This window comes from Aureimonas sp. ME7 (assembly GCF_903970965.1).
In the GTDB taxonomy this organism is placed as follows: Bacteria; Pseudomonadota; Alphaproteobacteria; order Rhizobiales; family Rhizobiaceae; genus Aureimonas.
Genome location: NZ_CAJCKW010000012.1, coordinates 1 through 20,534 on the forward strand (window position 1 = coordinate 1; position 20,534 = coordinate 20,534).

Annotated in this window: 23 protein-coding genes; 15 read left to right on the plus strand and 8 right to left on the minus strand. The window is 67.2% G+C overall.

Annotation, left to right across the window (positions count from 1 at the left end):
- Nucleotides 1-303: 303 nt before the first annotated feature.
- The 4 genes from H7A85_RS17075 to H7A85_RS17090 all read left to right on the plus strand — a co-directional run bounded on the left by H7A85_RS17075 (nt 304) and on the right by H7A85_RS17090 (nt 3,254).
- Complete coding sequence (locus tag H7A85_RS17075; RefSeq protein WP_182087174.1) at nt 304-678, plus strand: hypothetical protein; 375 nt, start codon at nt 304-306, stop codon at nt 676-678.
- Nucleotides 679-1,305: 627 nt separating this feature from the next.
- A complete protein-coding gene (locus H7A85_RS17080) occupies nt 1,306-1,602 on the plus strand; it encodes a hypothetical protein (RefSeq protein WP_182087175.1) in 297 nt (98 codons plus the stop codon).
- A gap of 190 nt (nt 1,603-1,792) precedes the next feature.
- Complete coding sequence (locus tag H7A85_RS17085) at nt 1,793-2,605, plus strand: hypothetical protein (protein WP_182087176.1); 813 nt, start codon at nt 1,793-1,795, stop codon at nt 2,603-2,605.
- 61 nt (nt 2,606-2,666) lie between these two features.
- Nucleotides 2,667-3,254, plus strand: coding sequence for a hypothetical protein (locus H7A85_RS17090; RefSeq protein ID WP_182087177.1), 588 nt, complete (start codon nt 2,667-2,669; stop codon nt 3,252-3,254).
- Between the two features lie 3 nt (nt 3,255-3,257).
- On the opposite strand, the gene H7A85_RS17095 is transcribed toward H7A85_RS17090, so the two are convergent.
- The 5 genes from H7A85_RS17095 to hslV form a co-directional block, all read right to left on the minus strand.
- Nucleotides 3,258-4,067, minus strand: a complete 810-nt coding sequence (locus H7A85_RS17095) for a trypsin-like peptidase domain-containing protein (protein WP_244631250.1) — start codon at nt 4,065-4,067, stop codon at nt 3,258-3,260.
- 47 nt (nt 4,068-4,114) lie between these two features.
- Nucleotides 4,115-5,362 carry an EAL domain-containing protein gene (locus H7A85_RS17100; RefSeq protein ID WP_182087179.1) on the minus strand — a complete coding sequence of 416 codons (1,248 nt, stop codon included), beginning with the start codon at nt 5,360-5,362 and terminating at the stop codon, nt 4,115-4,117.
- Nucleotides 5,363-5,774: 412 nt separating this feature from the next.
- Nucleotides 5,775-6,530, minus strand: a complete 756-nt coding sequence (locus H7A85_RS17105; protein ID WP_244631251.1) for a potassium channel family protein — start codon at nt 6,528-6,530, stop codon at nt 5,775-5,777.
- Between the two features lie 207 nt (nt 6,531-6,737).
- Nucleotides 6,738-7,982: a porin gene (locus H7A85_RS17110; RefSeq protein ID WP_182087181.1), complete on the minus strand. Its 1,245-nt coding sequence runs from the start codon at nt 7,980-7,982 to the stop codon at nt 6,738-6,740.
- Between the two features lie 457 nt (nt 7,983-8,439).
- Nucleotides 8,440-9,000: an ATP-dependent protease subunit HslV gene (gene hslV / locus H7A85_RS17115; RefSeq protein ID WP_348519702.1), complete on the minus strand. Its 561-nt coding sequence runs from the start codon at nt 8,998-9,000 to the stop codon at nt 8,440-8,442.
- 304 nt (nt 9,001-9,304) lie between these two features.
- Between hslV and hisB the strand changes: the two genes are divergently transcribed.
- The 9 genes from hisB to H7A85_RS17160 all read left to right on the plus strand — a co-directional run bounded on the left by hisB (nt 9,305) and on the right by H7A85_RS17160 (nt 16,230).
- Nucleotides 9,305-9,913, plus strand: a complete 609-nt coding sequence (gene hisB / locus H7A85_RS17120; protein ID WP_182087265.1) for an imidazoleglycerol-phosphate dehydratase HisB — start codon at nt 9,305-9,307, stop codon at nt 9,911-9,913.
- Complete coding sequence (locus H7A85_RS17125; RefSeq protein WP_182087182.1) at nt 9,910-10,371, plus strand: DUF2628 domain-containing protein; 462 nt, start codon at nt 9,910-9,912, stop codon at nt 10,369-10,371. The genes hisB and H7A85_RS17125 overlap by 4 nt, the downstream gene beginning before the upstream one ends.
- A gap of 5 nt (nt 10,372-10,376) precedes the next feature.
- Entirely contained in the window at nt 10,377-11,030 is a 654-nt protein-coding gene (gene hisH / locus H7A85_RS17130; protein ID WP_182087183.1) for an imidazole glycerol phosphate synthase subunit HisH, read from the plus strand.
- The gene (gene hisA / locus H7A85_RS17135; RefSeq protein ID WP_182087184.1) at nt 11,031-11,765 is read left to right on the plus strand and encodes a 1-(5-phosphoribosyl)-5-[(5-phosphoribosylamino)methylideneamino]imidazole-4-carboxamide isomerase; all 735 of its coding nucleotides are present in this window, start codon (nt 11,031-11,033) and stop codon (nt 11,763-11,765) included. It abuts the gene before it with no gap.
- Between the two features lie 68 nt (nt 11,766-11,833).
- Nucleotides 11,834-12,391 carry a Uma2 family endonuclease gene (locus H7A85_RS17140; protein WP_182087185.1) on the plus strand — a complete coding sequence of 186 codons (558 nt, stop codon included), beginning with the start codon at nt 11,834-11,836 and terminating at the stop codon, nt 12,389-12,391.
- Between the two features lie 53 nt (nt 12,392-12,444).
- Complete coding sequence (gene hisF / locus H7A85_RS17145) at nt 12,445-13,251, plus strand: imidazole glycerol phosphate synthase subunit HisF (RefSeq protein WP_182087186.1); 807 nt, start codon at nt 12,445-12,447, stop codon at nt 13,249-13,251.
- A 17-nt stretch (nt 13,252-13,268) separates the two neighbouring features.
- A complete protein-coding gene (locus H7A85_RS17150; RefSeq protein ID WP_182087187.1) occupies nt 13,269-13,589 on the plus strand; it encodes a phosphoribosyl-ATP diphosphatase in 321 nt (106 codons plus the stop codon).
- On the plus strand, nt 13,579-14,553 hold the full coding sequence (gene coaA, locus H7A85_RS17155; protein ID WP_244631254.1) for a type I pantothenate kinase: 975 nt from the start codon (nt 13,579-13,581) through the stop codon (nt 14,551-14,553). The genes H7A85_RS17150 and coaA overlap by 11 nt, the downstream gene beginning before the upstream one ends.
- Before the next feature lie 114 nt (nt 14,554-14,667).
- Entirely contained in the window at nt 14,668-16,230 is a 1,563-nt protein-coding gene (locus H7A85_RS17160; protein ID WP_182087188.1) for a glucan biosynthesis protein, read from the plus strand.
- 4 nt (nt 16,231-16,234) lie between these two features.
- On the opposite strand, the gene H7A85_RS17165 is transcribed toward H7A85_RS17160, so the two are convergent.
- On the minus strand, nt 16,235-16,837 hold the full coding sequence (locus H7A85_RS17165; protein ID WP_182087267.1) for an alpha-ketoglutarate-dependent dioxygenase AlkB: 603 nt from the start codon (nt 16,835-16,837) through the stop codon (nt 16,235-16,237).
- Nucleotides 16,838-16,857: 20 nt separating this feature from the next.
- Nucleotides 16,858-17,580: a LuxR family transcriptional regulator gene (locus H7A85_RS17170; protein ID WP_182087189.1), complete on the minus strand. Its 723-nt coding sequence runs from the start codon at nt 17,578-17,580 to the stop codon at nt 16,858-16,860.
- A 323-nt stretch (nt 17,581-17,903) separates the two neighbouring features.
- Here H7A85_RS17170 and hslU point away from each other — a divergent pair, with 323 nt between their 5' ends.
- Nucleotides 17,904-19,217, plus strand: coding sequence for an ATP-dependent protease ATPase subunit HslU (gene hslU, locus H7A85_RS17175; protein WP_182087190.1), 1,314 nt, complete (start codon nt 17,904-17,906; stop codon nt 19,215-19,217).
- A gap of 48 nt (nt 19,218-19,265) precedes the next feature.
- On the opposite strand, the gene H7A85_RS17180 is transcribed toward hslU, so the two are convergent.
- On the minus strand, nt 19,266-20,036 hold the full coding sequence (locus tag H7A85_RS17180; RefSeq protein ID WP_182087191.1) for an SDR family oxidoreductase: 771 nt from the start codon (nt 20,034-20,036) through the stop codon (nt 19,266-19,268).
- 108 nt (nt 20,037-20,144) lie between these two features.
- Between H7A85_RS17180 and H7A85_RS17185 the strand changes: the two genes are divergently transcribed.
- Nucleotides 20,145-20,534: a helix-turn-helix domain-containing protein gene (locus tag H7A85_RS17185; protein WP_182087192.1), complete on the plus strand. Its 390-nt coding sequence runs from the start codon at nt 20,145-20,147 to the stop codon at nt 20,532-20,534.

Sequence of the window (20,534 nt, forward strand, 5' to 3'; positions counted from 1 at the left end):
GCACCTGCCGCCGCGCTATGGCCGGCTGCGCCACCCCAACCCGCTTCGCCGGCCACCTCAACCGTGGTCGCCAAACCTACCATGCATTAGATTTGAACCGGACCACCTGATAGGGGCAGGCCACGACCGGCGCGAAATGGAGCCGCTTGTTTTTGAAGAGATCGGGCCGCGGCAGGGTCAGCATTTCCGGCCGCTTGTCCGGCAATTTCCACAACCCAGGGGTAAGATCGCAAGGTTTGAGTAGGAACGTTGTGGGAAAGCTGAGGCAACCGTTTTTCTTGGCACCATCCGGACACCGCAACCATGGCCCGCGCTCCCCATCGGCCGACCTCCTTCGACCAGTGGCTTTACGAAGAAAGCACCTGGGACCAGAAGCACGACGACCGGGAATACACGCCCCAGCTTTCCGCCCGCGACGCTCATGACCAGCCCTGGCGCATTCCCCGGCTGGTTCGCGTCTACGAGACCGCCAAGCAGCTGTTCCTCGTGGTGGAGAACCGCCCGCTTCCCGCCACCATCGTGACCGGGCTCTTCGACGACAAGGGATCGCTGGCGGTGACGGTTTCCACGCCGGACTGGCAGAAATTCCTTCTGCCGTTCTTTCAGCTGGCCTGGCGGGCGGAAAACGAGAAGCCCGACACGGTTTCCTTCGCCATCGCCGACCGATCCAGTCTCTAGCGATCGAGGGGAAATCCTCCGGGTAACCGCCAAAGACTGGGCGCCCAAAACAAAAACGCCTGCCGGGGGAGGACCGGCAGGCGCTAAGGGTTGCCCTTGGGCTGGGAGGAGGTAGCCCTCAGGCGATCCACACAGGCTATTTGGGAGGAAGAAGCCTGTGCGAAACTCTATGACCAGAAGGTACGGATGTTTTGTGCGCTGCGATAGAGCCGAGATCGCATGGCTGCCTTGCAGGAATGAAGGGGCTGAGCCAGCGCCGGACACGAAATGCCTACATTCCCAGCCGTCGCCTGGTGGAAATCGGTGCAAACGTCGCGCATCGGTGCAGATCATCTCTCGATACGCCATTGTCACGAAAGCGCAATCTGATACCAAATCCATCCGAGCTGCGTTGCGCCGGCGAGCTGCACCGGCTTCGAAGCCCGTCGGCTCTTGGGAGGGAGCCGGCGGGCTTCCTCGTTTCGGCCCTTTGCCGCGCGACCGGAGCCGCGGATCCAAGCGCCGGCGATGTCGACCCCGGCCGGCCGCCGCCCTAGAAACGGCTTCAAGCCACCGGTGCGGCGTGGGCGCTCGGCGGGACGTTCCACCCCACGCTCCCTCCATACCCCTAACCCCATAGGTTTCCTCATGCCCTCTTCGGACAACACCCTGCGCGTCATGGCGGAGGCGATCATGAAGCTGCAGGCGCAGGTTCACGCCCAGGACCTCCTGATCCAGGCGCTCTACGCCGAGCGCGCCCTCCAGCGCGGCACGTTTCCGCAGGAAGCGGCCGAGGAGGTTCTGGCTATCAACGCCCAGATGGAGCGTGGAGAGGACGAGGACGGCTTCGAAGGCCAGACCCAGCACCTCGCCGACGTCCAGGCGGCGGTGCGCGCTTTCGCCATGGGTCTGCGGGCGCGGCTGGAGGAAAGCCAGCAGATCTAGCGAGACCGTTTCGATCGACCCCCGAAGGTCGATCGCACGGCCTTCGGGCGCTCCGACCTCAGTCCCCGAGCGACCAAATGTCCGATGGCCGACCCCGCGCGGATCGGGGACAAGCCCTCGCCAGACGGCCCGCCCATTCCCTCCCCGCCACGGGGACGGGCGGGCGCCGTTTCGGGACCGGGAGGGGCGAATGGGCTTTCGCGACGAGACATGGGTGGAGGCAGGCCCGGGCCTTCGCGCCCTGCGCCGCGGCACCCGGCCGATCCGCCACATCCAGATCTTCGGCCAGCGATGCAGCGGCACCAACGCGCTCGCCCGGCTCCTGGAGGGCAACTTCGGCACCGGCGTTCCCACTCGCGCCTACGGCTTCAAGCACTGGTTCGTGCCCGAACAAACCCTGTTCCACGAAGAGGTTCTGGTTCTCGTGGTGGCCCGCAACGTCTTCGACTGGCTGCGCAGCCTGCACCGCCAGCCCTGGCACGCCCATCCCGAGCTGAAATCGCTTCCCTTCGCCGAGTTCATCCGCTCGCCCTGGCATTCCTACTGGGACGACGAGTTCGGCGGGATCGGGCCGGACCATCCGCTGCGCGGGCTGGAAATGCCCCACGAGCGCGATCCCATCACCGGCGAGCGCTTCCGCCACCCGATCGCCAAGCGCACCGCCAAGCTCCGGCACTGGTCCGAACTCGGCGCGCGCGCCCACAACGTCGCCCTCCTGTCGCATCAGGCGCTGGAGGACGATCCGGCCGGCGTGGTGGAGGCCCTCGCCCGGCTGACCGGTCTGTCCCCGCTCGGAGCCTTCCAGCCCGTCTGGTCCTACAAGGGCAACAACAATCGCGCCTACGAGCCGACGCGATACGAGGCGATCGACCCCGCGGACCTCGCCTTCATAGGGCACGAGGTCGACCCGGAGATCGAAGCCAGGTTCAGTCTTCTCTGCCATCCGACCGAGCGCGAGGCTCCGACCCCCGGCGAAGGGCAGTCATGGGAAAGAACAGGGTAAAGGCACCGCTACCGGAATCGGTCAACCTTTCGGAAACGGACTCGCCCTTAGCCTTCGGGCCATGAAAGCTTCTGCCCAGCGCCTTCTCGCCCTGGCCGCCGTCCTCGCGCTGGCCGGCTGCGCCTCCGCTCCGAAGATGACCGGCAACGCCTGCGCGATCTTCGACCAGCGCTCCGGTTTCGTGTCCGACTGGCGGGGCGACGCGGAGCGCGCGTCGGCCGAGTTCGGCGTACCGGTCCACGTCCTGATGGCGACGATCCAGGCGGAATCCAACTTCGACGGCCGCGCCCGCCCGCCGCGCCGCTGGATCCTCGGCTTCATCCCGGGCAAGCGCATCTCCACCGCCTACGGCTACGCCCAGGTTCTGGACGGGACCTGGGACGAGTACCAGCGCCGCACCGGCCGGCATGGCGACCGGCGCAACGACTTCGCCGACGCGGTCCGCTTCATCGGCTGGTACCACGCCGACACGAGCCGCCGTCTCGGCATCGCCAAGTCCGACGCCTACAACCTCTACCTCGCCTACCATTCCGGCCATGCCGGCTACGAGCGCGGCGTCTGGCGCAACCGCCCGGAAGCGTTGCGCGGGGCCAAGCGCGCGCGCGACATGGCCGCACGCTACGCCGCCCAGCTTCAGCGCTGCTCCTGACGCTCAAGGGTCGCCGATCGCGCTCGCAAAGGCCGAGGCGAGGACGCCGAGGGCCGTCATGTCCTCGCCCTGCCCGCCGACGCTCGCCACCGCGATCGCCGCGAGCCGCCCATCGGCGTCCAAAAGCGGGCCGCCGGAATAGCCGGGGATGATGGGGCAACGCACCGCCAGGAGATGGAGGCCCGCCGGTCCTTCCACCCGGCACCCTTCGGCCACCGTCAGCGCGTAGGCGCGGTCGCGGCCGAAGCCGGCCGCCCGCAGCGCCGTGCCGGGTGCCGGCGCCTGCGGGAGGAGCGGGATCGAGGCGATCGAGGCGGGCGCGGGGGCGGCGAGATCGAGCAGCGCCCAGTCGCGACCAAGTGCCGCCAACGAGCGGTCGCCGTTCTGCGCCCCGTCCATGCGGATCGCCCGCGCCACGCTTTGGAACGCGTAGGCGCCCCGGTCGTAGCCCAGCATGAAATGGATGGAGGCGGGCGGCAGGAAGCGCCCGGTCGCCGGGTTGAACACGCAGTGCGCCGCCGTCACCGCGAGATCGGCTCGCAGAAGCACGCCGGTGCAGCGTCCCTGCGCGCCCGTGTTGACCTGCCCGATCGCCGCGAAGGGCGCTTGCGCCGGGTCGACCCGGTGGCGCAGCGCGCCCGCCTCGCCCCCGTCGCCGGCCCCGGGCCGGCACCAAGGACCATTACAACGCCGAACAGTCCCATCGAGATTCGAAGACCGCGCGTCAGGCGGCCGGCAGCGGCTCGGCGAGCGAGGATGCGCGTTGGATGAGGGCGAACCTTCGCATGGGACGACGGGCCGTGAGCCTCCCACGGCCGGCCGCCGTCGCAGCGACGTTTACGAGGTGGCACGCCGCCGCCTCAGGCGTGAACGGGCGCGGGGCCGAGCACCGCCCGGCCCCGGTCGAACACCTCGCTCAAGGCCTCGACGCTCATCGGGCGCCCGAGGAGGTACCCCTGAAGCGCCTGCACGTCGAGCCCGCTGAGGGCTTCGAGTTCGGCCGGCGTTTCCACGCCTTCCGCCACCACGCGGCAGTCGAACTGGTTGGCGAAGCCGACCAGTGCCGCCGTCAGCGCGCAGCGCATCGGATCCTTGTCGATCGAGCGGGCGATGCCGAGGTCGAGCTTCATGATGTCGGGGCGGATCGCCACGATATGGCTCATGCTGGCGTAACCCGCCCCCACGTCGTCGACCGCGATCTTGATCCCGGTGCGGCGAAGCCGCGCGAACGCCTCCACCAGCGGGGCATAGTCGCCGATCTTCTCGTGTTCGGTGAGTTCGATCACGATCCGGTCCGTCGGATAGCCGTCGAAGCAGCGGATGAAACGCTCGTCGCGGATCGTCGTGGCCGAGGCGTTGATCCCGAGCTGGAAGCGATGGCGCCGCCAAAGGGGCGCGAAACCCTGGAGCGCGTTGCGAACGGCGGCCAGTTCCAGCTCGGCCTGGAGTCCCACGTCGGCCGCATCGCTGAACCAGGCATCCACCGACTGGCGGACCCCGCCTTCGGGAAAGCGCGACAGCGCCTCGGCGCCCGCCGGGCGCAACCCGTCCGCCAGGAACACCGGCTGGTAGACGATGGAAGGCCCCCCGGCGTCCAGAAGCTGGCGGATGCGCGCGCGCCTCGCCGATGCGAGGCTTTCGGTCTGCAGGCCGCGATCCACGCGCTGCGCCACGATGCCCGCCACCACGCGCAGCATCGCGACGTCGCGCGTGTCGAGGTGGTGATGGGGTTCGTGGCCGACGCAGCAGAGCGTACCGTAGACCATGCCGTTGGACAGGCGGATGGGAACGCCGACATGGGAGCCCACCGGCAGGTCGTGCGTGACGGGCAGAAGCTGCGCCTGCGGCACGCGCCGCGTATCGGGCATGACCTCCGGCAGCCGTCCGTCCACGATATGGGCGCAGTAGCTGTCGCGTAGATCGGTTTCGTCGCCTTCCACGATGCCGGAGTGGCGCGATGGCGCATCGACGCAACGAAAGATCCGCCGGTCGCCCGAGAACTCGCTGACGAAGGCGATGTCGAGACCGAGGTTCTGACGCACGAGACGCAACATGCCGCGCATGTCCGCCGTGTCGTCGTTGGAGGGAACGTCCACCTTGTCCAGCATGGAGTACGACCAGACCCAGTATCGGGTTACGTCATTCTATCTAGGGTTATGGGACATGAATGAAAGGTTACTCCTTTGGAGAAACCTTGTCAGCTAGGAACGCGAAAAAGCCGCCAGGTTCGACCCAGCGGCTCCGCATGGCGCTTCGGACGAAAGACAACCGAAACGCGTGATCCGACCCCTCGGGGCGCCAGTACATCCGTGGTCGAACGAAAGGCCGGATTTTCGGGCGTTCGCTTCGAACCGGATATCCGGGAAGCATCGCCTGAACCCGATATGGGACCGCCAGGCGGCAGGTACAAGAGGCCGCGTTCTTCGATGTGCCTTCCGTCGCGTTTCGCTTCTCGCGCCCTGCCGCCGGGCGCCATCCGTACGCGTCTGCCGCCCTTGAGGTTCGCTCGGAAGCGTCCGGTCAGTCCCCGCCCTCGTCCGGGATCGCCAGGATCTCGCCGCAGGCCTTGCAATGCACCGCATCCGGCTCGTGCCGCTCCAGCGCGCAACGCGGGCAGCGGAAGAACACCTTGTAGGGACGGAAGATCGTCTGGGCGAGGCGCACGAAGAGCGAGATGCCGACGATCATGATGACGACGGAGGTGAGCTTGCCCTGCGGTCCCGGCAGCGTCACGTCTCCGAAGCCCGTCGTCGTCATCGTCGCCACGGTGAAATACAGGGCGTCGACATAGCCTTCGATGCCCGACCCCTCGCGCACGAAGGCCGTGTAGATGAAGCCGGTCGCCAGAAACAGGCAGGTCAGGAGATTGATCACCGCCCGTCCCGCTTCCTCCCAGGCCTGCCAGCCTCGGCGGCGCAGCGAGCGCCACAGGACGTCCTTGCGCGACAGGGTCCACAGCCGCAGGATGCGCAGGAAGCCGAGGTTGAAGAAGACGCTCGGCAGAAGCAGCGTCAAAAGCACCAGCGCGTCCACCCAGATCACCGGACGCTTCGCCCAGGCCTTGAGGCTCGGGGCCGCCAGCGCGCGCGCCGCGAAATCCAGCGCCAGGAGCCCCGCCAGCGAATAGTCGAGCCAGAGGAAGTAGCGCTTTTCCTGCAGCACCGGGCTGAACACGAAGAAGGCGATGATCACGAGATCGACGATCGCCACCCAGCCCTGGAAGCGCACCGCCGTCGGATGGTCGGCATGGTACAGGAAGTCGAGGCGGCGGCGCATCGCGCGCCAACCCCGGGAAGGCTTCGAAGGGGAGTGGGAAACGTCCATGCGGGGAGATGATAGGCGTTTCCGGCGCCTCGACAGGGTGCGGGGTCGCTTTGCCTTATGCCGGGCGGCTCGGGAGAGTTCGGGACGACGAACTCCCCCGCTGGAACCGGAGGCATGCGGGCGAAGGGGCCAAGCCCCCTTCGCCCGTTCGTCGTTCGATCAGAAGCCGCGCTGGAAGCGCAGGAAGCCGCTGACCTGGTCGGTCTCGCCGATCGGGCCGGAGAAATCGACGTTCTTGTAGGAGACTTCGGCGAGCGTCGCGAAGTTGTTGGTGATCTGGTAGCCGACGTTGCCGACCACCGCATAATAGTCCGCCGAGGCGGTATAGGGCGTCACGACGCCGTTGTTGTTGAGGAAGAACGTCGTGTCGAAGGTCTCGCCGTACTGGCCGGCAATCGCCACACCGAACTTGCCGAACGCCTGGGCATAGCCCGCGCCGACCGCGTATTCCAGGAAGATCGGGATCGCGCCGGGCGTCGGGTTGAGGATGTTCGGGTTGTTGGCGGCAAATCCGGCCACCGTGTCGACACCCGCGAGAGTCGCGTAGACCGTCGGATCGAAGGCGTAGTGACCCTCGATCTTCAACTGCGACTTCGGTGCGATCAGGTCCTTCAGGAGGACGCCGCCCTTGAGGGCGAAGGCGTCGTTGTTGCCGTCCTGAAGAAGGGTCGGCGTCACGCCGGCGAGATTGATGAAGCCGAGATTGGTGCCGTAGGCCCGGCGCACGTCCTCGCGGTTGAACGTCTCGTCGTAGACACCCGAAATGTACGCACCGCCCCAGGCGCCCGAGTACACGAGCTTGGCATGGACGTCGGGAACCACGTCGCCCGTGCCGTCGTCTTCGATACCCAGCGTCGCGGCAAAACCGCCGGACGTGAAGGTGTAGGATGCCTGGTTGGTGTTGAAGTCGCCGACGACGAGATCGGTGTCGGTCAGAAGACCGTCCTCGATGCCGCCGATGCCCGAGGACCACAGCGAGTCGCGGTAGCCGAGGAGCAGGCCGCCGAGCTGGATGTAGGCCTGGTTGATGTCCACCCCGTTGGAGCCGCCGGACGTGTTGGTGGCCTGGAGACGGGCGAAGGCGCGCAGGGTGCCGAGCTCGGTTTCTTCGCGGGCGTCGAAGTTCAGACGGGCGCGAACGCGGCTGGCGACCTGGTAGTCGTCGCCTTCGAGGTTCACGGCCGGGTCACCGGCGACGTTCACCTGGAAGCGGACGTAACCGCCGACCGAAAGGCAGGTCTCGGTGCCCGGGATGTAGTAGAAGCCCTTGCCGTACACGTCGCAGACGCGGACGTAGTCGACCGGCTCGGGCTCGACGGCCACGATGGCGTCGGCAGCGCGGGCGCCGGAAACTGCGACGAGGGCCGCGGCCGTACCCAGGAAGAGATGTTTGAGATGCGCCATTTTTTCTTCTGAAGAACTGATGTGGAAGGGTTCAAATCTGCTCCACAGACATGACATCCCCCTCGCTCGGTCTTCAACCGCCTAATCGGCTGCAGTATTCGCAAGAGCAAGCGAGTGTGCCGATCAAGGCACATAATCTTCGGTTGTCTTATGAATACGACGTTTCTGCCGATAGGCTTCCATCGATCTCAGCCGAGATCGAAAAACGGCAGATTTTTCCTTGCTTTTACACGCTGGCGACACCGTTTTGCCGCAATGCGGCGGAATGCGCCGCCGCTACTCCATTCGGATGGAGAGCGAACCTTGCGGGAAGTTGTCGCGGTGAGGTCCTTGCCTCCTTCCGCCTTTCCCGCCGCCCACAACCCGACGTCGCGCTTCGAACTCCTCCCCGGAGGCTGGACGCAAAAACGCCGCCGGCGAAGCGGCGGCGCTGCATGAGGCTCGAATGCGGATCGCCTCAGTCGGCGGCGTCGAGGCTTTCCAAGACCACGTTGCCGTTGGTGTAGATGCAGATCTCGCCCGCGATGCGCATCGCGCGCCGCGCGATCTCCTCGGCCGAATAGTCCGTCTCCGCCAGTGCCCTTGCCGCCGCCAGCGCGTAGTTGCCGCCCGAGCCGATCGCGATCACACCGTTTTCCGGCTCCAGGACGTCGCCGTTGCCGGTCAGCGTCAGCGTCACCTGTTTGTCGGCGACGATCATCATCGCCTCCAGCCGCCTGAGATAGCGGTCCGTCCTCCAGTCCTTGGCGAGTTCCACGCAGGCCCGCATCAACTGGTCGGGATACTGCTCCAGTTTGGCCTCCAGCCGCTCCAGAAGCGTGAACGCATCCGCCGTCGCACCGGCAAACCCGGCGATCACCTGCCCCCCCTTGCCGATGCGCCGGACCTTCCTCGCATTCCCCTTCATCACCGTGTTCCCGAGCGACACCTGCCCGTCGCCCGCGATCACCACCTTGCCGCCCTTGCGCACCGTGACGATCGTCGTCGCATACATCTTCGCCGGGTCGTGCTGGTCCATCATCGTCGCTCGAATTCCTCGTCTCGTTCGCACCCCATATGGGAACGCCGCCGCGTTGCGGACAAGGGTGGCGAGTGGTGGGACGTTGCGGGGCTATCGCCCCGAACCCCATCCGGGAAGGACTTCCCGGACCCTTCTTTTCGTTTGGACTTAATTTCCGAGATCGGGGAGGGGTCCAGGGGAAATCATTTCCCCTGGCGGGGTTTGGGGGCGGAGCCCCCGATCTTCCCACCACCCGCGCTCCTTGTTGGCGCAGGCGGCGGCGTTCTGTATGAAGTGGCGAACGATGCGGGGATTTCGAGCGATGAGCGGAACGGCGGGACGGCGGGACGGGGCGGTCGAACGAGCGACCAAGGAGACCCGGATCAGCGTTCGTGTCGATCTCGACGGTGAGGGGCGGGCGGAGGTGAAGACCGGGGTCGGGTTCTTCGACCATATGCTGGATCATCTGGCGCGCCATTCCCTGATCGACATTCGCGTGGCGGCGGAGGGCGATTATCATATCGACGACCATCATACGGTGGAGGATGTGGGGATCGCGCTGGGGCAGGCGATCCGGCAGGCGATGGGCGAGCGTCGCGGCATCCGGCGCTATGCGTCGCTCGATCTGGCGATGGACGAGTGTTTGACGCGCGCGGCGATTGACGTGTCGGGGCGGCCGTTCCTGGTGTTCCGCACGCGGTTTCCGACGGAGAAGATCGGCGCGTTCGACACGCAGCTGGTGCGCGAGTTCTTCCAGGCGTTTGCGGTCAATGCCGGGCTGACGCTGCATATCGAGACGCTTTATGGCGAGAACTCGCATCATATCGCGGAAACCTGCTTCAAGGCGGTGGCGCGCGTGCTCGGCGAGGCGCTGTCGATCGACCCGCGCCAGGCCGACCTCGTGCCCTCCACCAAGGGCATGCTGGCGTGAGGCGATACCGCGTCTTCGAGCCGCCGAGCGTTGAGGGCCGGAGCGAGAGCGCCGTGTTCCTGCGCGACGGGTTCGGCTGGTGGGCGCTCTTGCTCCCATGGGTCTGGCTGCTTCGCTTCCGCCTCTGGTTCTGGGCGGCGGGTGCGTTTCTGCTCGATCTCCTGATCAAGATCGCGGCCGGAGAGACGACGGCTGCGCTCGGCCTGTCGCTGCTTCTGGGCGCGCTGGTGGCGCTGGAAGGGCCGAGCCTTCGCGCCGCGCGCCTCCTACGCAAAGGCTGGCGCGAGGCTGGCGCGGTTTGGGCGCAGGGCGAACGGGATGCCGAAGTGCTTTACTTTGCCGGCGAAGCGGAGCCAGCCGAGGTATCGGCACCCCTGGATACTCCGCAGCATACTACGGCGACCAACGTTTCGCCGCTGCGCCCTGGCCGCACCTTGTTCGACCTACGCGGAGCCTGATCGCGATGTCCGTCACCGTCATTATCGACTACGGCTCGGGCAACCTGCGCTCGGCCGCCAAGGCCTTCGAGCGCGCCGCACGCGAAGCGGGTGTCGAGACGCGCGTTCTCGTCACCGACGATCCGGAGACGATCGCGCGCGCCGACCGCCTCGTCCTGCCGGGCGTCGGCGCCTATGCCGACTGCCGGGCCGGGCTCGATGCCGTTTCCGGTCTCCTTCCAGCGCTGCGCGAGGCGGTGGAGGACAAGGGCCGACCGTTCCTCGGCATCTGCGTCGGCATGCAGCTGATGTCCGAACGGGGCCTGGAAAAGACCATCACCCATGGCCTCGGCTGGATCCGGGGCGATGTCGAGCCCATCGTGCCGAGCGACCCCGGCCTGAAGATTCCGCAGATCGGCTGGAACACGATCCGGGTGAACCACGCCCATCCCCTTCTGGAGGGGGTCGCAACGGGGCCGAACGGGCTGCACGCCTATTTCGTCCATTCCTATCACCTGAACCCGGGTGACCGCTCCCAAATCGTCGCCACCACCGACTACGGTGGCCCGGTGACCGCGATCGTGGCCGACGGCAACAAGGCCGGGACGCAGTTCCATCCCGAAAAGAGCCAGACGCTGGGCCTCGCCCTCCTCGCCAACTTCCTGCGCTGGAAACCCTGAATGCCGATCCTCTTTCCCGCCATCGACCTCAAGGACGGCACCTGCGTCCGCCTCAAGCTCGGGCTGATGGAAGAGGCAACCGTCTACAACGCAGACCCGGCGGCGCAGGCGTGCGCCTTCCAGGCTCAAGGCTTCACCCATCTCCACGTCGTCGATCTCAACGGCGCCTTCGAGGGCCGGGCGGTGAACGCCGAAGCCGTGGAGGCGATCCTCGGTGCTGTCGGGGAGACGATGCGGGTGCAGCTCGGCGGCGGCATCCGCACACTCGCCGACGTCGAGCGCTGGCTCGGCGCCGGCCTTGCCCGCGTCATCCTCGGCACGGTGGCGGTGCGCGATCCCGCCTTGGTGCGCGAAGCCGCCCGGCGCTTCCCCGGACAGGTCGCCGTCGGCATCGACGCCAAGGGCGGCCGGGTCGCGGTGGAGGGCTGGGCGGAATCCTCCGAGCTGACCGCCGTGGACCTCGCCCGCCGCTTCGAGGACGCAGGCGTGTCGGCGATCATCTACACCGACATCGACCGCGACGGGATTCTCGCCGGCATCAACTGGGACGCCACGATCGATCTGGCCGGCACCGTGCGCATTCCGGTCATCGCCTCGGGCGGTCTTGCCTCCATGGCCGACATCGAGCGCCTGGCCTCGCCCGAGGCCACGATCCTGGAAGGCGCCATTTCCGGCCGCGCCCTCTACGACGGGCGGATCGACCCGGCGGAAGCGCTGGCTCGTCTCCGGGGGTGAAGTCAATGTTTCACGTGTGACACCCGACGGCCCTTTGCGGAAACGACGCGTTCCATTAGGTTGGACGCATGAACATTCAGGTTCCGGCGATCAGAACTGCGGATGATTTCCTGCGGGCCTTCGAAGTTCTCGAAGGGAAGCGGGAATTCGTGCGCGGAAAGGTGGTCGACTTGACGATCAATGTCTCTCGCAACCATGCGAGATTGACGACGGCATTGACGGTGGTTCTGGCGCGTCACCTCGACCCCGACCGGTTCGAGGTCGGTGCGGCGGACTTCGGTGTGCGAACGCGCGACGGTGTTCGTTTTCCCGATGTTCTGGTGGATACCGCGGGCGGCAACGGCAGAGACCTGACGGCGCATGCGCCACTTCTCGTCGCGGAAATTCTCTCGCCCTCCTCCATGGCTCGGGACTTCGGCGAGAAGGTCGGGGAATACACCGCCCTTCCCTCGCTCCTCCACTACGTCGTCCTGGCGCAGGACGAGCCGCGCGTCTGGCTGTGGCAGCGCGGCGAGGACGGCGCCTTCGGCACGCCGGAGATGATCGCGGGTGCGGGCGAAAGCCTCCCCCTGCCCGGCTTCGGCTTGACCCTGCCGCTTGCCGAGCTTTATCGCGGCATCGCATAAGCTGAAACGACGCGGCGCTCGGCCCAGACGCCCCGCATGGAGTTCGCCCGGACGTGACCCTGAAAGCCCGCATCATCCCCTGCCTCGACGTCAAGGACGGACGCGTCGTCAAGGGAGTCAACTTCGAGGGGCTGGTGGATGCCGGGGACCCGGTGGAGGCGGCGCGCGCCTACGATGCGGCGGGCGCCGACGAGCTCTGCTTCCTCGACATCACCGCCTCCTCCGATAACCGCGAGACGATCTTCGACGTCGTCGCGCGCACGGCGGAAGCCTGCTTCATGCCCGTCACGGTCGGCGGGGGCGTGCGCGAGGTCGCCGATATCCGCAAGCTCCTGCTCGCGGGAGCCGACAAGGTGTCGATCAATACGGCGGCGGTGAAGCGGCCGGAATTCGTGGCGGAAGCCGCCGACAAGTTCGGCAACCAGTGCATCGTCGTGGCGATCGACGCCAAGCGCGTCTCGGGGATCGGCGAAACCGATCGCTGGGAAATCTTCACCCATGGCGGGCGCACCTCGACCGGCATCGACGCGGTCGAGTTCGCGCGCCGCGTGGTCGCGCTGGGGGCGGGCGAGATCCTCCTGACCTCCATGGACCGCGACGGCACCAAGGCGGGCTTCGACCTTCCCCTCACCCGCGCGGTGGCGGACGCCGTCCCGGTGCCGGTGATCGCATCCGGCGGCGTCGGCACGCTCGATCATCTCGTGGCCGGCGTTCGCGATGGCGGCGCGACGGCGGTGCTGGCCGCCTCGATCTTCCATTTCGGCACCCACACGATCGCCGAGGCCAAGCGCCACATGGCGGCGGCCGGCATTCCCATGCGGCTCGACGGCGCGAGCACGCTCGCCCCCGCCGTGCCCTAAACCGTTCGAGGCGCCCCATGTTCGATCTCGCCGCCCTCGAGGCGATCGTCGCCGCCCGCGCCACCTCGGGCGATCCGAACTCCTACACCGCCAAGCTCGCCCGTCGCGGCGTTCCCAAGGTCGCCCAGAAGCTCGGCGAGGAAGCGGTGGAGACGGTGATCGCCGCCGTGTCGCAGGACCGCGGCGAGCTCGTCGGCGAGGCCGCCGATCTTCTCTACCACCTGACCGTGCTTCTCCACTTGCGCGACGTTCCGGTCGCCGAGGTCATGGCCGAGCTCGAACGGCGCACCGCCCAGACCGGGCTCGAGGAAAAGGCCGCCCGGCCCCATGCCGGGTAGGACGGCCATGGACCAGCTCGCCTCCCCGCCCTTGTCGCCCTACCACTTCTTTTCGGCCGCCGAATGGGCGACGTTCCGCGGACGTGAAACGCTGACCCTGACGCAGGGAGAGGTGGCGCGCCTGCGCTCGCTCGGCGACACGATCGATGTCGACGAGGTGGAGCGCATCTACCTGTCCATCTCGCGTCTTCTCTATGCCCATGTGGAATCCAGTCAGGCGCTGTTTCGCCAACGCAAGCGCTTTCTGCGTGGGCAGGAGCAGGTGAAGACCCCCTTCATCATCGGCATCGCCGGGTCGGTCGCGGCGGGAAAGAGCACGACGGCCCGCATTCTCAAGGAGCTTCTTGCCCGCTGGCCGGGAACGCCCAAGGTCGATCTCGTCACCACCGACGGCTTTCTCTATCCGAACGCTGTTCTGGAGCGTGAGGGCCTGATGCAGCGCAAGGGCTTTCCCGAAAGCTACGATGTCGGGGCCATCCTGCGCTTCCTGTCCGACATCAAGGCCGGCGCGCGCTCGGTCACCGCCCCGGTCTATTCCCACTTCGTCTACGACGTGGTGCCCGGCGACCGGATCGAGGTCGATCAGCCCGATATCCTGATCTTCGAGGGGCTCAACGTCCTCCAGACGCGCGAGATGCCGAAGGACGGCAAGTTCGTGCCCTTCGTTTCGGACTTCTTCGACCATTCGATCTACATCGACGCGGACGAGCGCGACCTGCATCGCTGGTACGTGTCGCGCTTCATGCGCCTGCGCGAGACGGCGTTCCGCGAGGAAAGCTCGTTCTTCCATCGCTATTCCAAGATTTCGGAGGCCGAGGCGCTGGAGGTCGCCGAACGCCTCTGGTCGACGATCAATGCGCGAAACCTCTACGAGAACATCCTCCCCACCCGCCCTCGCGCCGACCTGATCCTGCGAAAAGGGGGCGATCACCTCGTGGAGGAGGTGGCGCTCCGCAAGATTTGATGAGGTGGGGCCAAGCGGGGCGCGGCCTTCGCCAGCGCATGCGGTGAGTTGACTTTCACCCGCGACCGGCCCAACTCCCCCGCGCGCAATCCGAAGCGGAACACAAGGACGCCGATGACGATCGATCTGAACCGACGCGAACTGATGATGGGTCTCAGCCTTCTCGGCCTGGCCGGTGCGACAGGCACCGCGCTCGCAGCCGACGGCGACCTTCTCCAGTTCGGGGCGCCCGAGCCCTTCTCGTTCGACGCGTTGGTGGAGCGGGCGAAGGCGCTCGCCGTCGCCCCTTACGTGCCGGAAGTGCCGCGCTCGGGCGACACGCTGGAGCGGATCGACTTCGACCAGCACTGGCGCATTCAGTACAAGAAGGACCAGACCCTTCTCCTGAACGACGGCAAGGCGCCGATCCGCTTCTTCCATCTCGGGCGCTACTTCAAGCTGCCGGTCGGCATCCACGTGGTGGAAGGGGGTCAGGCCCGCACGCTGCGCTACGACCCGAACCTCTTCACCATTCCGGCGGACTCGCCGGCCAAGGAGCTCCCGGACGACATCGGCTTTGCGGGTTTCCGCGTCCTGGAGCCGAATTCGGACGCCGACTGGATCGCGTTCCTCGGCGCCGCCTATTTCCGCACGTCTGGCGAGGACAACCAGTTCGGCATGTCGGCGCGCGCGCTCGCCATCGACGTCGCGATGCCCACCCCGGAAGAGTTTCCCCGCTTCACCGACTTCTTCCTCGAGCCTTCCCCCGATGGCCGGCTCGCGATCTCCTGCCTCCTCAACAGCCCCCGCGTCGCCGGCGTCCTGCGCATGGATATCCAAAAGGGCGGCCCGATCGTCATGGACATCCAGGCGCGCTACTTCGCGCGCGACGACATCGCCCGCTTCGGCATCGCCGCCCTCACCTCGATGTACTGGTACTCGGAGACCGACAAGGCGCGCCGCATCGACTGGCGGCCGGAGGTCCACGATTCCGACGGCCTGGCGATGTGGACGGGCTCGGGCGAGCGCATCTGGCGCCCGCTCAACAACCCGCCGCGCGTCATGACCTCGAGCTTCACCGACGCCACCCCGCGCGGCTTCGGCCTTCTCCAGCGCGACCGCGACTTCGCCAACTACGAGGACGACGGCGTCTTCTACGAGAAGCGCGCCAGCGTTTGGGTGGAGCCGAAGGGCGACTGGGGCGGGGGCGCGGTGCAGCTCGTCGAGATCCCGACCGACGACGAGATCCACGACAACATCGCCGCCTACTGGGTGTCGTCGAAGCCCGTGCGCCGGGGCGACGCGATCGCGCTCGACTATAAGCTCCACTGGGCGAACAAGGAGCCCTATCCCGGCGACGTCGGCAAGGTGGTGGCGACCCGCCTCGGGCGGGGGGGCATCGCCGGCCAGCCGCGCCCGGCCGGCGTGACCAAGATCGTGGTGGACTTCGACGGCGGCCTCGTCGCCGCGCTCGGGCGCGAGGAAAAGGGCGTCGAAGCGCTCGCCACCACCTCGCGCGGGACGGTCGGTAAGGTCGACTGCTACTCGATCAAGGTCGGCACCGCCTGGCGCGTCACCTTCGATCTGACGGCGGAGGGCAGCGACCCGGTGGAGCTGCGCCTCTACATGCGCCAGGGCGACAAGGTGCTCACCGAAACCTGGGCCTACCAGTTCCTGCCCGTTTCGATGGGCAGCTGAGGGATCAGGGCCGCGTCACCCGGCGAAGCGTCAGGTTGATGCGGCCCTCCCCCTTCAGGAGGGTCGAGGTGCCCGGATAGATCCGGTCGATCCCGTGGAACACGAGGCGGCTCGGGCCCCCCATGACGAGGACATCGCCGGACGAGAGGCGCAGCGAGCGCGTCGGCCCGCCGCGCTCCGTGCCGCCGATGCGAAACAGCGCCTCGTCGCCGAGCGAGACCGACAGGACGGGGGCGTCGAGATCGGTCTCGTCCTTGTCCTGATGCAGGCCCATCCGGGCGCCCGCCTCGTAGAAATTGACGAGGCAGGCTTCCGGCGGATGGGCGTAGTCCGACAGTTCCGCCCAGAGCGCGAGGAGCATGTCCGGGATCGGCGGCCAGGGCTCTCCCGTTTCGGGGTGAACCGGCTGGTAGCGGTAGCCGCCCGCGTCCGACACCCAGCCGAGCGCGCCGCAATTGGTCATCCGCACGGAAAACTGGCGCCCGCTTCCGGGCATGCGGGGCCGGTAGAGCGGTGCCTTGGCGACCACGTCGCGGATGCCTTGGAGAAGGGTCGCCTGCTCGCCCGGATCGAGGCGGAGGGGGTAATGGTGGAGCCCCGGCGGCAGCGGCCCCGGCGCCCGCGCGCTCACGAGAGGTAGCCGAGCTGGGCGGCGAGCGCGACCGCGTGCGTGCGGTTGGACGCGTCGAGCTTGCGCGTCGCGGCCGTCAGGTACTGCGAGATCGTGTGCTCGGAAAGCTTCAGGATCGTGCCGATCTCGGACGAGGTCTTGCCGAGCATCGCGAGCTTCAAACAGTCGCGCTCGCGCCCCGTCAGCGGGTTGTTGCGCCGGTTCTCCTCGAAGCGGCAGGACGCGAGGACCCCGAAGGCGGAGAATGCCAGAAGCTGGAACGCGTCCCCGCCCGCCTCGTCCGTCACCGGCTGCGGGCCGGAGAGGGACAGGACGCCCGTGAAGCCGTTGATCCCGTGCACCGGACAGTAGATGCCCGACAGGCAGCCGTTCGCCGCCAGGAACCGCCCTTGCGGCGAGGAGCCATCGGGATCGGCCGGATCATAGCCATGGAGGAACTCCGCGTCCCAGACGAAGGGCAGCGTCCCGTTGATCAGCGAGCGGAGCACCGGCGAGAAGCGATGGAGCGCGAAGCGCTCGAAGCCGACGCGGAACTCGTCCTCCCAGTTGGACAGGACGGGTCGCATCTCGGCGCCCGCCGCATCCGTGGAGGGAATGCTGAGGAGGGCGAAGCGGGTGAAACCGTTCTCGGCGGCAAGACTTCCGAGCGCCGCCTTGAGGCCGCCTTCCGTCCAGGGTCTCTCGAGGCGGGGGATCAGTCCGGCACCGGCTCCCCTCATGCGGCGCGCGCAGCGCGGCGGAAACGGATGAACGGCGAAGGGGCGGCCATGACGATCCTTTCCAACGGAGGGAGGCCAAGGGATCGCCGGGGAAACGGGGGGCGAGCCTTTGTATCCTTTATCCTATCGCGAAGGCGCCGCGATGGGACCCCCTTTCCGCCACCTTTTTCCCGTCGCGCGCCATCGATCCGCTCAAGGCGAGAGGCGCGCGGGACTGGCGCGAGCCTTCGCGCATTCCCATGTGATGCCTCGCCGCGCGGTGGATCCCGATCCGTCCGGGCGGCGATCCGACCATCCCGTTTTCTTCGAGATCCCAAGATTCGATGACCGACTTTTCCCCCCGCGAGATCGTGTCCGAGCTGGACCGCCACATCATCGGCCAGAAGGACGCCAAGCGCGCGGTGGCCGTCGCCCTTCGCAACCGCTGGCGCCGGCAGCAGCTGGACGGCGCGCTTCGCGAAGAGGTGATGCCGAAGAACATCCTGATGATCGGCCCGACGGGCGTCGGCAAGACGGAAATCTCGCGCCGCCTCGCCAAGCTCGCGGGCGCGCCCTTCATCAAGGTGGAGGCGACGAAGTTCACCGAGGTCGGCTATGTCGGGCGCGACGTCGAGCAGATCATCCGCGACCTCCTCGAGATCGGCATCGCGCTGACGCGCGAGAAGCGGCGCGAGGACGTGCGCGCCAAGGCCCATGCCGGTGCCGAGGACCGGGTGCTGGACGCGCTCGTCGGCAAGACCGCCTCGCCGGCGACGCGCGACAGTTTCCGCAAGCGCCTGCGCGCCGGCGAGCTCGACGACAAGGAAATCGACGTCGAGGTGGCCGATACGTCCAATCCGCTCGGCGGCATGGACATTCCCGGCATGCCGGGCGGCAATATCGGCGTCCTCAACCTGTCCGAGATGTTCGGCAAGGCGATGGGCGGCGGGCGCACCAAGACGCGCCGCACCTCGGTGAAGGATAGTTACGCCCTTCTGATCAACGAGGAATCCGACAAGCTCCTCGACAACGAGGCGTTGGTCGCCGACGCCATCCGCGCGGTCGAAAACAACGGCATCGTGTTTCTCGACGAGATCGACAAGGTCGCCAACAACGGCGATGGGCGCGGCGGCGCGGGCGTCAGCCGCGAGGGCGTCCAGCGCGATCTCCTACCCCTTGTTGAGGGCACCACGGTCGCGACCAAGCATGGGCCGGTGAAGACGGACCACATCCTCTTCATCGCGAGCGGAGCCTTCCACGTCTCGAAGCCCTCGGACCTTCTGCCCGAACTCCAGGGCCGCCTGCCGATCCGCGTCGAGCTGCGCGCCTTGGAGCGCGACGACTTCCGCCGCATCCTGACCGAGACCGAGGCCTCGCTCCTCAAGCAGTACGTCGCGCTCCTCAAGACCGAGAACGTCGATCTCGAGATCACCGACGACGCGATCGACGCGATCGCCGACGTCGCGGTGGCGCTGAACGGCTCGGTCGAGAACATCGGCGCCCGCCGCCTCCAGACGGTGATGGAGCGGGTGCTGGACGACATCTCCTTCGAGGCGCCGGACCGGGGCGGCCAGAGCTACCGGGTGGACGGCGACTACGTCCACAAGGCGCTGGACGGGATCGCCGGCAACACCGATCTGTCGCGCTACATTCTCTAGGACACACAAGGGCCGGACGAGCGATCGTCCGGCCCCTCGTCGCCCGGATCAGCCCTGCGCGGCGCGCGCCTTGTTGGCGAATTCGTTGAGCTGGGTTACCGTCTCGTCGAAGCGGCCGTCGCGCTCGGCATGACGCAGGAACTGGACGCGCTCGACGAGGATCTCGGGCGGCGTCGGCGCTTTCGCGAACAAGCTCATCACCTCGTCGATGAACTCGGGCAGCGGCATGTAGCCTTCCCGCGTTTCCTGGCCCGGCGTCAGCCCGGTCTGGACGGCGGGCGGCGCCAGTTCGATCACCTCGATCTTGCCCTTCAGCGCCTCGCGCAGCGAGACCGTGTAGGAGTGGATCGCCGCCTTGGTGGCGTTGTAGGTCGGCGTCGCGACGAGCGGCACGAAAGCGAGGCCCGACGTCACGTTGACGATCGCCGCGTCGCTCTGTGCGCTGAGATGCTCCACCAGCGCGTTGGTCAGGCGGATGGGGCCGAGGAGGTTGGTCGCGATCGTGTCCTCGGCGTCCTTCAGATCGCGCGTCCGGCCGAGATCCTCGAAGCGCATGATGCCGGCATTGTTGACGAGGACGTTGAGCTTGGGAAAGCGAGCGATTACCTCCGCCGCGAAGCGCTGGACGCCCTCCTCGCCGTCGACGTCGAGAACCACGCCCTCGATGCCGGGATGATCTTTCGCGATGGCATCGAGCCGGTCCTGCCGCCGCCCGGCGACGATCACCGTATTGCCGGCTTCGTGGAAGCGAAGCGCGAGAGCCTCTCCGATACCGCCCGTGCCACCGGTGACGAGAATGGTGTTGCCTGTGGTCTTCATGGAAACCGCCTTTGTTTCGGTCGCGATATCCGTCATATGGGAGATGACGCTTCCCATTGGGAAGAAGGCACCCAAAAGAATGATACGCACCGAAAGGAGAGTGTCGGCATGAACGCTCCCGCCCGCCATGTCTCGCCCGCAGGCGAGGTCGCCGATCCGCGCGTCGAGGCTCTGGTCAACGACCTGATCGGCGCCGTCGCCGACAAGTGGACGCTCCTGATCCTGGAGGAACTGGAACAGGCGGGAACCCTGCGCTTCAGCGAGATCGGGCGGCGCGTGCCCACGATCAGCCAGAAGATGCTGACGCAGACGCTGCGGGCGATGGAGCGCAACGGCCTCGTCTCGCGCACCGTCCATCCCGTAGTGCCGCCGCACGTGGACTATGGCCTGACCGATCTCGGCCAAAGCCTCGGGGCGGCCTTCTGCGGCGTTTGGATCTGGGCCGAGAAGCATTGCGACAGCGTGGAAGCGGCCCGCGAGCGCTTCGACCGCCGCTGA

Coding starts and splice junctions, on each gene's coding strand:
- H7A85_RS17075 (WP_182087174.1), top strand. CDS start 304: ATGGCCCGCGCTCCCCATCGGCCGACCTCCTTCGACCAGTGGCTTTAC.
- H7A85_RS17080 (WP_182087175.1), top strand. CDS start 1,306: ATGCCCTCTTCGGACAACACCCTGCGCGTCATGGCGGAGGCGATCATG.
- H7A85_RS17085 (WP_182087176.1), top strand. CDS start 1,793: ATGGGCTTTCGCGACGAGACATGGGTGGAGGCAGGCCCGGGCCTTCGC.
- H7A85_RS17090 (WP_182087177.1), top strand. CDS start 2,667: ATGAAAGCTTCTGCCCAGCGCCTTCTCGCCCTGGCCGCCGTCCTCGCG.
- H7A85_RS17100 (WP_182087179.1), bottom strand. CDS start 5,362: ATGCTGGACAAGGTGGACGTTCCCTCCAACGACGACACGGCGGACATG.
- H7A85_RS17105 (WP_244631251.1), bottom strand. CDS start 6,530: ATGCGCCGCCGCCTCGACTTCCTGTACCATGCCGACCATCCGACGGCG.
- H7A85_RS17110 (WP_182087181.1), bottom strand. CDS start 7,982: ATGGCGCATCTCAAACATCTCTTCCTGGGTACGGCCGCGGCCCTCGTC.
- hslV (WP_348519702.1), bottom strand. CDS start 9,000: ATGGACCAGCACGACCCGGCGAAGATGTATGCGACGACGATCGTCACG.
- hisB (WP_182087265.1), top strand. CDS start 9,305: ATGAGCGGAACGGCGGGACGGCGGGACGGGGCGGTCGAACGAGCGACC.
- hisH (WP_182087183.1), top strand. CDS start 10,377: ATGTCCGTCACCGTCATTATCGACTACGGCTCGGGCAACCTGCGCTCG.
- hisA (WP_182087184.1), top strand. CDS start 11,031: ATGCCGATCCTCTTTCCCGCCATCGACCTCAAGGACGGCACCTGCGTC.
- H7A85_RS17140 (WP_182087185.1), top strand. CDS start 11,834: ATGAACATTCAGGTTCCGGCGATCAGAACTGCGGATGATTTCCTGCGG.
- H7A85_RS17150 (WP_182087187.1), top strand. CDS start 13,269: ATGTTCGATCTCGCCGCCCTCGAGGCGATCGTCGCCGCCCGCGCCACC.
- coaA (WP_244631254.1), top strand. CDS start 13,579: ATGCCGGGTAGGACGGCCATGGACCAGCTCGCCTCCCCGCCCTTGTCG.
- H7A85_RS17160 (WP_182087188.1), top strand. CDS start 14,668: ATGACGATCGATCTGAACCGACGCGAACTGATGATGGGTCTCAGCCTT.
- H7A85_RS17170 (WP_182087189.1), bottom strand. CDS start 17,580: ATGAGGGGAGCCGGTGCCGGACTGATCCCCCGCCTCGAGAGACCCTGG.
- hslU (WP_182087190.1), top strand. CDS start 17,904: ATGACCGACTTTTCCCCCCGCGAGATCGTGTCCGAGCTGGACCGCCAC.
- H7A85_RS17180 (WP_182087191.1), bottom strand. CDS start 20,036: ATGAAGACCACAGGCAACACCATTCTCGTCACCGGTGGCACGGGCGGT.
- H7A85_RS17185 (WP_182087192.1), top strand. CDS start 20,145: ATGAACGCTCCCGCCCGCCATGTCTCGCCCGCAGGCGAGGTCGCCGAT.